This is a genomic window from Desulfonatronum thiosulfatophilum (assembly GCF_900104215.1).
GTDB classification, from domain to species: Bacteria; Desulfobacterota; Desulfovibrionia; order Desulfovibrionales; family Desulfonatronaceae; genus Desulfonatronum; species Desulfonatronum thiosulfatophilum.
Genome location: NZ_FMXO01000013.1, coordinates 40,885 through 51,790 on the forward strand (window position 1 = coordinate 40,885; position 10,906 = coordinate 51,790).

A 10,906-nucleotide genomic window follows, 5' to 3' on the forward strand; every position below is an offset into this window, starting at 1 on the left:
CCCCTGAGCCATTGATTCATCCGCCAAGCCACGGTAGAAACATTCTTTCGACCATTTGAGACCTTCAAGGCTCGTTTTTTATTCCATTCGGGGCAGTTTTCGAACTGAATAGCCGCAGGTAGCGGCTCAAAGTCCGAGCAATCGAACCCCACGAAACTCCTGGATTCCGACTTTCACCGGAATAACGAATGAAATAAATTGCTGCATGTTGGCGTCATACCGGCGGAAGCCGGTACCCGTCCGTAGCCGTTTAAGAATTCTCCGAATTTTCATAATCAACGCAAAGGAAATAGCATGGGCTTTTTTTCCAAAGTCAAGAAATGGTGGTCCAAGGACGACGATCAGCAGCCCACGACAACGCAAGAGGTTGAACCGTCCGCGCCTCCAACCGAAGAACCGGCGCCCTCCGAGCCCACCGATGCAGCCCCGCCTGCCGGGCTTCCTCCAATTGTTCCCGATCAGGAACAAATCCAGCCGCAACCCGAGGACCAACCCCAGGTCCAGCCCCAGGATCAGCCAGAGTGGCAAGCCCAGGTTTTGCAGGCCCTGCGCGGAGCCGAGCCGAAATTAAGCGTCTGGCTGGAGCATACCCTGGCCGGTGTGGAAACTCCCGGCAACGAATTGTGGGATAGGCTGCGTTTTCTGTTCCAGGCGCTGCAGGCTCCTGCCGACGAAGCCGAGGAATTCATATCCAAGTTTCGCATCTGGCTGGAAGACATGGGGTATGAGCAGGTCGCGGAGTTTCGTTCCGAACTGCAGTACCGCCTGGCCCTGGCCCTGGATTTGGAGGATGAGGAAGACGAGCGGGATCGCCTTTTTCTGAAGCTTTCAGAGGGGCTGAACAAGACTCGGGAACAGCTCACAAAACGCATTGACGCCCTGCTTTCCGCGCACCGCAAGTTCGACGATCCGTTCTGGGAAGAACTGGAGGAAGTACTGATCATGGCCGACGTGGGCCATCAGTCCGCGGGCAAACTCCTGGATCGGCTCAAGGCCCGGGTGCGCAAGGAAAAGATCGAGGAATCCGAAGCGTTTCGCGAAATGCTGCGCCAAGAACTGGCCGCGATTTTTCCGGAGCCGAAAAGCGTTGCCGTGCCCCAGGGACCGGAAATCGTTCTCGTTGTCGGCGTCAACGGCGTGGGCAAGACCACCACGATAGCCAAGCTGGCCCACCGGGCGCAGATGCAGGGCCGCAAGGTCCTGGTGGCCGCCGGGGACACCTTCCGAGCCGCGGCCATTGAGCAACTCGGCATCTGGGCCAAGCGCACCGGCGCGGATTTTTTCACCAAAGGCGAGGGCGCGGACCCGGCCGCCGTGGCCTACGAAGCCGTGGACGCAGCCCTCAAAGGCGGCCACGACGTGGTTTTTCTGGACACCGCTGGTCGGCTGCACACCAAGGTCGACCTGATGGACGAACTGCGCAAGATCAAACGGGTTCTGGGCAAGAAACTGCCCGGCGCGCCCCACCGCTGCCTGCTGGTCCTTGACGCCACCACGGGCCAAAACGCCCTCTCGCAGACCAAGCTCTTCAATGAGGCGGTCACGGTGGATGAAATCATCCTGACCAAACTGGACGGCACGTCCAAGGGCGGCATTGTCGTGGCCATCGCCCTGGAACACAACATGCCCATCAGTTTCATCGGCCTGGGCGAAAAAATGGAAGATTTGCGGCCCTTCAGCGGCGAAGACTTCGCCAAGGCCCTGGTCAACTAAGGCAGGCAGCCTTCATCAAGGGACATCCAAGCAGGTTGCGCCTTTGATGAATATATTTCTTTGTCTCTCGCTCGCTTGAAGACTCGCTAGAGGGCGCGAAGAGCGCGGAGAGGAAGATACTTTTTGGCCTGCGGCCGGAAGAATTTCTCTGATCGGCGCTCTGCGCCTCAAGGCCCGTCGCGGGCCGGGCGAGAGATATATTCTTCGTGTGCGTGGCATCAGCCCGCAACCTGATCCGCGAAACTCCTCACCGCTTCCAGATTTCGCTCCAGTTGCGGCAGCAGTTCCCGTAATGCATCCAATTCGCCGTTTTTCCCCGCAGCTTCCATTGTTGCGGCTATGGCGGCAAGATCCTCGCAGCTGCAGTTCAGGGCCGCTCCCTTGACGCCATGGGCCTCCCTGCCGGCCGCCCCCGCATTGCCCTCTTCCAGATACCCCTTGATCACCTTGATTCTTTCAAAAGTATTTTCAATCAACACGTTTAACAGGACCTTGATCATGCTCTCGTCACCCATGACCCGGTCCAGAAGTTCCGCAACATCACAAACCCGGGAAAGCTCTTGCGAGGCCGACTCGCTTGACGTCGCGGCCTCGGCATCGCGTTTCCCAAACCGGTCCCCCAGCCAGAAATTGAGCTTTTCCACCAAGGCCTCAAATCGCAAAGGTTTTGTCAGGTAATCATCCATTCCCGCGGCCAAAAAACGCTCCCGGTCCCCTTTCACGGCATGAGCGGTCAGAGCGATGATCGGAATTCTGGAGTGCTGGAATGCTGGAATGCTGGGACGTTGGGATGCTTGTGCCGTTGGCGCACTATTCCCTCCTGATTGTTCAGCCGGGGCTGAGATCTTGGCACTTCTTTCCGCCTTCTCAATTCCGTAATGCCAAGATTCCAGCATCCCAGCAATATTATCGTCTTCTAATCTTCTGATTTCCGCCGTCGCATCCAGGCCGTCCATGACCGGCATTTCGATGTCCATCAATACCAAGTCATATCGCTCTTTCCGTACGGCGGCGACAGCTTCCACGCCGTTTACGACCATGTCCGGAGAAATGTTCACTTTTTGGAGCATCTTATGGGCAACCAGCTGATTGATTTGATTGTCTTCCACCAGGAGCACTCTTGCATCAAGTGGAATACGGGGTCGTCGGCAGCTTGGCCCCGGAACCCGGAGAGCAGCGGACTCGTCGGCGCCCCCCTCCCTCACGACCGCAAAACCGACCCTGAACCAGAACGTGGAGCCCTGGCCCACCGTGCTCTTAACTCCGATGTCGCCGCCCATCATCTCCACCAGCCGCCTGGATATGGCCAGGCCAAGGCCGGTGCCGCCGAATCGGCGGGTCGTGGAGGCGTCTACCTGGTGAAACAGGCTGAACAGACTTTCCACCATGTCTTCCGGAATGCCGATGCCCGTATCTCGAATCGAAAAACGTAGATATTCCATTTCAGGGTGTTTTACGGAAGCCCTCCCTGTCTGGATAGGTGAATCGCTTTCTCGCCGGACGCTGATCTCCACTTGGCCGAACTCGGTGAATTTGACTGCATTGCCGCCCAGATTCAGAAGAATCTGCCGCAGCCGGAGTGGGTCGCCTCGAAGGTGGACCGGGATCTCGGGATCGATCTTCCAGTCAAGCTTCAAGTGCTTGTTCCGGGCGGTCACGGAGAGCAGGCGGACGGTTTCCTCGAGAATGTTCCACAGATTGAATGAGGCTTCTTCCAACTCAAGCTTTTCCGCCTCGATCTTGGAAAAATCCAAAATATCATTAATCAGGCTGAGCAGAGCCTGGCCGCTGGACTGAATCACCTGAGCGTACTCCCGCTGTTCATCGTCAAGGGAGGTGTCCATCAGCAGTTCCGTCATGCCTAACACGCCATTCATGGGCGTACGGATTTCATGGCTCATGGTCGCCAGAAAGCGGCTTTTGGCGATATTGGCCCGCTCCGCCTCGCCCCTGGCGGAATGCAATTCGGCCTCGCGATGTCGGCGGCGATGTACGTTGACCAACAGTTCGGCCAGGACCATGAACAGCTTGATCTCCGTGGTCGTCCATTCCCGAACACGCGCCACCGAGTCGAACCCCAGAAAACCGATGCACTCCTGTCCGGTCAGCAGCGGCAAGGTGAGAACGGAAAGGATTCCATGATCCAACAGGTATCCGCGCAGAGGATCCGCAACGGGAAGATCTTCCACGCTGTTGATGTAGAACGGTTCACCGGCCTTGTGGCGGATGATTTGTTTCCGAACAGCGTTGAGGCGAACGTTCTGCAGATGGTGAATTTCGGGTTCAATGCCCGAAGCGCACCACTCATGGGTATTGTGCATCATCTGCCGGGCGAAGTCATAGGAAAAGATGTACGCGCGGTCCGTTTGGGTGAATTCTCCAACTCTGGCCAAGGCTTCATGCAATGCATCATCCAGAAATTCCGTCGGAACATTCAGAAATATCAGGGACAGATCCATGAGCAGATGCTGCAGACTGATCTGGTACTGGATCTGCTCACGCGCGAACACGCGTTCGCTGATGTCCACGAACACGCCTTGTTTGATGGTCTGACCGTCAACCTCGATGATGGTGGACAGAATCTGAACATGCTTTGTCTCTCCGGACCTGGTAATGATTTCAGCTTCGAGGGAATGGTTGTTCCTGTCCCGAATGTTTTCCTTGAATATCCCGTCATAATGATCGGAATTCTCCATTGGATACAGCTCGGAGTGGTGCAGCCCCAGCAATTCGTTGCGTTTTCTTTCAAACAAGTCTTCGGCGGCCTGGTTGCAGCGAACCAGGAAACCGTTGACGTCGGCCCAGAGAATGGCATCCTTGTTGTTGTCGAAAAGCAGTCGAAACTGGCGCTCGCTCTTGGCCAGTGCGAGTTCGATCTGCTTTTGTTCCGTAATGTCCCGAAGCACGGAGAGGATGTAGGGTACACCCTGAAGGTGGACGATCCTGCCGGAAAGCAAGGTAGTGACTAGACGGTCGCCTTTGAACCGGAATGTGATCTGTGAATTGACGCATGAGCCGTGCTTCGACAGAAGATCGACAAATTTTTGCCGATCTTCCGCCTTCTCCCAGATCCGCAGTTCAAGCGTGCTTTTGCCCAAGATTTCGTTGCGCGCGAAGCCGCTGAGCGCCATGTATGCCTCATTTACCTCAGTGACGACTCCGTCTTCATAGCGCGACAGGATTATGGCATCCGGCGTTGTCTGAAAAAGAATCTGGAAACGTTCCCGGAACTCGCGCAGATCTTGTTCCATCCAGTGCCTGTCCGTGATGTCCATGCAACTCAGCAGCACCCTGTTCCGTCCTTCGACCTTCAGCCGAGCCGTGGCGACCAGCAGAACCACTTCCCGACTGGAAGGGTTTCGTCGCAATGTGGTTTTGAATTCGATCTCCTGATAAGCGTCGCCTGTCCGCAGGGTGCTTTGAATGGCGCTGTCCAGTTCGCAATGAACGCATGCATCCGTAAAACCGCAACCCCGCGCGTCTTGGCCGGCATTGAAGCATCCCAAAAAATCGCCTGCCCGACCTTGACTCAATTCATCCGCGGACATGTTCAGAAAAACACGCATGGCCTTATTGGCAAAGATCACCTGCCGGCGTTCATCCAGAACGCACAACAAAACGGGCATGCCGTCAAAGACGGCCATGACGTCCACGCCGTAGGTGGACATCACGTTGCCGCGGGTATCTCGACCGAATTCTTCCACGATGCGGACCCGAGCCATTGAGCGAGAGTCTGCCGGCATCTCCAAAGTCATGGAAATCCGAGCCTGAAACGCGGAGCCATCGCCGCGGATCAGACGAGCTTCCAGGTCCTGCGGCGTTTTCAGAGCAAAAAGACGACGCAGCGCGTCCGTGAAGGTAATTTCATCGGCGCTGTCAACGTAGTTGTTCAGGGGAAGGTCATGCGGTATGGAGTGATTCCGGGTCAGCATCAGAACGGCGCAGGAATTTGCCTGACGAATCAGTCCGTCTTCGGTCACGAGCAGGCTTCCCAGAGGCAGCAACTCATGCTGGTCCGCGATGTACCGCCGGTAATCCTCCAGTTTCTCGCGCGCCTGATGCAACTCCTGCGTCAACTGCTCAAGATGCTCCGCGTACGAGGCGTTCCCATCGGAACCCTCTGTCGGAACAGCAACCGGAGCATTGCCCGACGCGTCGAGTCCCGATGCAGTCATTTCCGATGCGGTGTTTGAAGACGTGTCAGACATAAGATGTGGATGTTTGCGTGATACAAAACGGTGACGGATGGTATTACGGATTGCGAGGCATTATCACAGACAACCGGACCAAGAAATACGGATGCGGTTGCGATAATTTTCGATGGACAGTACGTAAAGGTCGAGTTCGAAGCAAGAAGTCCTGCAACGACTCAGCTGAGGTCTGGCATGCCTTGATATACTGCCGCACAAACCCCTTCGCCGGCTTCGCAACATCTGAACCATTACTTGAATAAATATCGTTTTGTGCTCCACAATGCGGCAATGGCTCGATGAACGAATCCTGGCTCAGTCAAACATGCGAAACCTCAAAATCAATGCAAGCCGGACCAATCTTTCGCACGAAATCCTGATCATGCCGGGAACCCATGGGAACCCTGCGTAGCCGGACAAACACCCCATGCTCTTCCGTTTCCCTGAAGCCCTGAAAGTCATCCTGCTCATCGGCCTGTGCGGCGCGTTGGGAGCGCTGGCCAGGTATTGGCTTTCTCTGGCCGTATATACTTTCTTGGGACGTAATTTTCCCTGGGGAACTTCCGCGGTCAACATCCTGGGCTGTTTCCTCTTCGGGCTGGTCTGGGTTCTGTCCGAGGAACGAGGTTTAATTCCACTGCAACTGCGGTTCATACTCCTCGTGGGTTTCATGGGCTCCTTCACGACGTTCTCGACATACATCTTCGAAAGCACCGTTCTGCTTGAACAGGCCCAGTGGTTCAAGCTCGGCCTGAACCTGCTCGGCCAGAACATCCTCGGATTCACCGCCCTGTACCTCGGCTTTCTGGCCGGTCGGGGATGGTAGAAAATTATATGGTTATCGGTTGATCCGATATGGTTGATACTTTGACGTACTGAGTCTTGCATTCGTAAAGAGCCCCGCATTTTATCGGGGGCAGGCACCGCATATATCTACTCGTTTTATTCAATAAAATCGGCCTGTTACGGCAGCTTGAACCGGAACAGGCCGTTACCCGTCTACCATTTTCCCTTGAACCGATAGATATCCCGGACCGTTTTCTGAATCGATTTCCAGCGTTTCTTTTCCTGGATCCGCAACAGGACGTCCTGCTCCCGCTGATGGAATCTGATTTCCTTGCATTGCCGCAGCCAGCTCTCGTAACGTTCCATATCCAACAGGCCCTCCGAAAGGGCCTGCTGGACCGCACAGCCCGGTACCCCAGCATGGGAGCAGTCCCGAAAACGACATGCAGCGGCCAATTCGGCAATGTCCTCGAAGGAAACGTCCAGGGCCTGCTCGTCGGCCAGAAGCTGGATCTCCCGCAACCCCGGCGTGTCGATCAGGATCGCACCGCCAGGCAGGATCATCAGCTGCCGGTGCGTGGTGGTGTGGCGGCCCCTGCCGTCCGCCTCGCGTACGGCGTTGGTTTTCCGGGCATCCAGGCCGATCAGGGCGTTGATGATCGAAGACTTGCCCACACCGGATGAGCCAAGCAGCACCCCGGTCCGGCCCGGCACGAGCAGGTCCCGCAATTCGCTCAACCCTGCGCCGGTCACGCTGCTCATCACAAGTACCGGAACATGCTGCGCAACGTTCTCAACCTGCAGTCTCGCTGATTCCGGATTCCCGTGAAGATCAGCCTTGTTCAGGAGGATGACCGGGTTCGCGCCGGAATCATATGCCAGGGTCAGATAGCGCTCGATTCGCCTGAGATTGAAATCCCGGTCCAGTCCGCTGACCAGAAAGGCCGTGTCCGCATTGGCCGCGACAATCTGACCCTGGCTTTTCCCGCCGGGCATGCGGCGGATGAACGCCGACCGTCGGGGCAGCACGGCGTGAATGATGGCCGGGGAGGGCATACCCGCCGCTTCCGCCGCAACCCAGTCTCCCACGGACGGGTAATCGGTCCTGTTCGCGGATCTGTGACGGAACTTTCCGCTCACTTCGGCTTGAACGCGGCCCTGTTCCGTCAAAATGGTATATGCTCCCCTGTCCTCGCGGCAGATCCGCGCCGGAACGCACCTAGTTTGCGACCACTCGGCAAATCCATCGGCCAGGTCGGAAGTCCAGCCCAAGGCATGGAGGTTCATGATTGTACCTCCTCGCCGTCGGACAGGTCCTGTCCGCCGCTGACCATCCGCGGCAACAGGTCCATGGGAAAGGGAGGCCTGCCCAAGGGGCGAACGGCCAGGGAGAACAAGGCCAACGGGTTGTCGTCGCCGGCGATGCGGTTCATACGGATCAATCCGCAGGATTGGCAGCGATGGAGCAGTGCCCAGTCCCCATCATAGCGCAAGCTGACGCCGATGGGTTCCATCCGGCCCTGACATCCGCTGCGGCGATCGCCGGTGCGCAAGTCGACGTGAAGGCTCCAAAGGCAATGAGGGCAATGATTGCGGTGCCGGGTGCCCGGAGCTTCTCCGGGAATGGTGGAATTGCAGTGCGCGCAGAGAAAAGCGCCTTGAGAAGGTGCAACGCCGTCAGGGCGGCGCTGGTCGAATCTGGTTCGCATTGTGGTGTCCTGTAAAGTCGTTGATGAATACAGCGGCGCCCGCAACCAGCCGTGGCGGCGGTCGTAACGGTGCACGCATGCCCGGAAGAACCGGGCATCCCTATGAATCGGGAGTATCAGTGACGCAATGGGTCGGACGACCCGGAATGGGCAGGATCAGACGAAAAAACCAGGAAAACGCGGCATCGGTTGCCTGACCTAAGCTGCTCCCGCCACTGCGACACTTTCTACGACGAACGCGGACATGCAAACCCTTTATGTATGGATGTTAAAAAAAAACGGCTTATTTCATGCATTCCCACAGGCTGTCAAGAAAAATAATGTAACCGTGTTCATTGCTATTATATTCATACGTATGTATGAATTTCTTCCTCCGCAACAAACCGCAAGGATCAATCATGAGTACAAGCACACCGGACCGCATCCTGGATGCCGCAGAACGCCTTTTTGCACGGGACGGCTACCATGCCACCTCCATGCGCAGACTCACCGGCGAGGCCGGTGTAAACCTGGGTTCGGTCAACTATCATTTCAGCACCAAGCACGGTCTGATGGAGGCGATCATCCAGCGGCGTCTGTCCGGGCTCAACAAGCAGCGCCTGGGGATGCTGAAATCGGCGCTGGCCGCGGCCGAAGCCGAGGACAGGCGCCCTACGGTCCTGGAGATCCTGCGGGCTCTTCTCGAGCCGACCCTGCGCCTGCTGGAGGAGGATTCCGGCAACACCCACTTCATCATGCTCATCGGCCGCGTATTTTACGAATCCGACGACACGGTCCGCAAACTGTTCATGAAGGCCATGTCTCCGGTGATCGGCCGTTTTTTCGAGGCGTTGTGCCTGTCGCTGCCGGACATCCCCAGACCGGTTCTGCTGCGGCGGCTGCTCTTCACCCTCGGCGCCATGGGCAGCACTTTGAGCCTTACAGGCCGCAAAGCCGATTTCGCCTTTCCGGGAGCATCACTTGACTGGAACGCCGAACACCTCCTGCGGCAACTGCTCGCATTTGCCGTGGCCGGCATGGAGGCTCCATGCTCAGATTGACCTGTTGGCTTCCCCCCTCCTCGGCGACGCTTGCAAACCTGCTCCCGGCCGCGCTCCTGCTGCTGGCAGCGCTCCACCTGACCGGGTGTGCCGCCCACACGCCCCGAACCGTGCAGCCTCCACCGGGCATGCCCAGCGCGTTTGCCGGAGACGTCACCGAAGCGACGGCCCTCCCCGGCATGACCCACTGGTGGAACGCCTTCGATGACCACAGGCTCGACGCCCTGATGCAGGAGCTGTTTTCCGGCAACATGGACCTTCGGGCCGCGACATCGCGCCTGGAACGCGCTCAAGCCGCGGCGGACGTCGCGGGCGCGGCCCGTTCACCTGGCCTGAACCTGGAGGGGGCGGGCGGCAGGCAGCGCCAGGCGCTTCCCTTGGGTCCGCAAACCGACGATGCATACCGTCTCAGTGCTGCCGCCGCCTATGAACTCGACCTCTGGGGCAGGCTGTCCTCGCGGGAGCAGGCGGCGACCACGGACGCACAGGCAGCGGCCGAGGACGTGCGAGCCCTGCGGGTCAGCCTCAGCGCCACTCTGGTCGACCTGTACCATTTGGCCGCCGAGGCCCAGGCCCAGTTGGAGTTGAATGACAGGGCCGCGAGCCATGCCCACAACTCCCTGGAGTTGACACGAAATCGCTACCGGGAGGGCCTCGTTCCCCTTTTGGATGTGCACCAGGCCCAGCAGAACCTGGCCCGGATCAGAGCTCAGCGCCCGACCCATGAAGCCCGGCTGACCCAGTCTCGCAATGCCCTGGACGTTCTCCTGGGAAGATATCCTGGCGAACAACCATCCATTTCCATCCCTGCCCTGCCCGTGCCCCCGGACATTTTCGCCGCTGGCTTGCCCTCGGAGCTCCTGACGACACGACCCGACATCCGCGCGGCCCAGCATCGGCTGCAGGCCGCGGACGCCCGCGTAGCAGCAGCCGTGGCCGACCGATTTCCAACCTTCTCCCTGACAGCGGTCTATGGCGGCGCCAGCACGGACCTGGGGGCGCTGCTGGCCTCGAGCAACATCTTCTGGAACCTACTCCTGAACGCGGCCCAGCCTCTGCTGGACGGCGGCCGGCGTGAAGCCCAGGTCAGGGTTTCCGAAGCTGAATTCCAGGAGTTGCTGGCCCGTTATCATCAGGCCGTGCTCCAGGCCTTCGCCGAGGTGGAGGACGCCCTGACCGCCAACGAGACCACGGCCCGACGCGTCCTGCTGCTGGAAGACCATCGCACCGCCGCGCAGCGAACTCTGGATACGGCCCTGTGGCGGTATCAGCACGGCCTGAACGATTACCTCCCCGTGCTCCAGGCCCAGACCGTGCTGACGGATACAGAGTCGGCCCTGCTCACGGCTCGCCGTCAGATCCTGGCCGATCGTGTTCAGTTGGCACGAGCTTTGGGTGGGGCTTTTTAGAGGGCATAGCAAGATTCAATAGGTCCTTATAGGGCCATAGGACTTATAGGACCCATGAC

At 58.2% G+C, this 10,906-nt stretch carries 7 protein-coding genes; 4 read left to right on the forward strand and 3 right to left on the reverse strand.

The genetic code is table 11. The annotated features are described in order from the left end of the window. Positions 1-294: 294 nt before the first annotated feature. Positions 295-1,713: a signal recognition particle-docking protein FtsY gene (gene ftsY, locus BLP93_RS11540; protein ID WP_092121661.1), complete on the forward strand. Its 1,419-nt coding sequence runs from the start codon at positions 295-297 to the stop codon at positions 1,711-1,713. A gap of 218 nt (positions 1,714-1,931) precedes the next feature. On the opposite strand, the gene BLP93_RS11545 is transcribed toward ftsY, so the two are convergent. Next, positions 1,932-5,888: a PAS domain S-box protein gene (locus BLP93_RS11545; protein WP_161946304.1), complete on the reverse strand. Its 3,957-nt coding sequence runs from the start codon at positions 5,886-5,888 to the stop codon at positions 1,932-1,934. Between the two features lie 442 nt (positions 5,889-6,330). On the opposite strand from BLP93_RS11545, the gene crcB reads away from it, so the two are divergent. Continuing rightward, complete coding sequence (crcB, locus tag BLP93_RS11550) at positions 6,331-6,729, forward strand: fluoride efflux transporter CrcB (RefSeq protein WP_092121667.1); 399 nt, start codon at positions 6,331-6,333, stop codon at positions 6,727-6,729. A gap of 173 nt (positions 6,730-6,902) precedes the next feature. Here crcB and rsgA read toward each other — a convergent pair whose 3' ends face one another. Together rsgA and BLP93_RS11560 are read right to left on the reverse strand one after the other, a co-directional pair. Then, positions 6,903-7,976 (reverse strand): ribosome small subunit-dependent GTPase A, encoded by a 1,074-nt coding sequence (gene rsgA, locus BLP93_RS11555; RefSeq protein ID WP_092121670.1) that lies wholly within the window; start codon positions 7,974-7,976, stop codon positions 6,903-6,905. Then, the gene (locus BLP93_RS11560) at positions 7,973-8,398 is read right to left on the reverse strand and encodes an RNHCP domain-containing protein (RefSeq protein ID WP_092121673.1); all 426 of its coding nucleotides are present in this window, start codon (positions 8,396-8,398) and stop codon (positions 7,973-7,975) included. Before BLP93_RS11560 ends, rsgA begins: the two co-directional genes overlap by 4 nt. Positions 8,399-8,796: 398 nt before the next feature. On the opposite strand from BLP93_RS11560, the gene BLP93_RS11565 reads away from it, so the two are divergent. Both BLP93_RS11565 and BLP93_RS11570 read left to right on the forward strand, forming a co-directional pair. Continuing rightward, positions 8,797-9,438: a TetR/AcrR family transcriptional regulator gene (locus BLP93_RS11565; protein ID WP_161946305.1), complete on the forward strand. Its 642-nt coding sequence runs from the start codon at positions 8,797-8,799 to the stop codon at positions 9,436-9,438. After that, complete coding sequence (locus BLP93_RS11570; RefSeq protein ID WP_092121679.1) at positions 9,426-10,847, forward strand: efflux transporter outer membrane subunit; 1,422 nt, start codon at positions 9,426-9,428, stop codon at positions 10,845-10,847. Before BLP93_RS11565 ends, BLP93_RS11570 begins: the two co-directional genes overlap by 13 nt. The last annotated feature ends 59 nt before the right edge of the window (positions 10,848-10,906 follow it).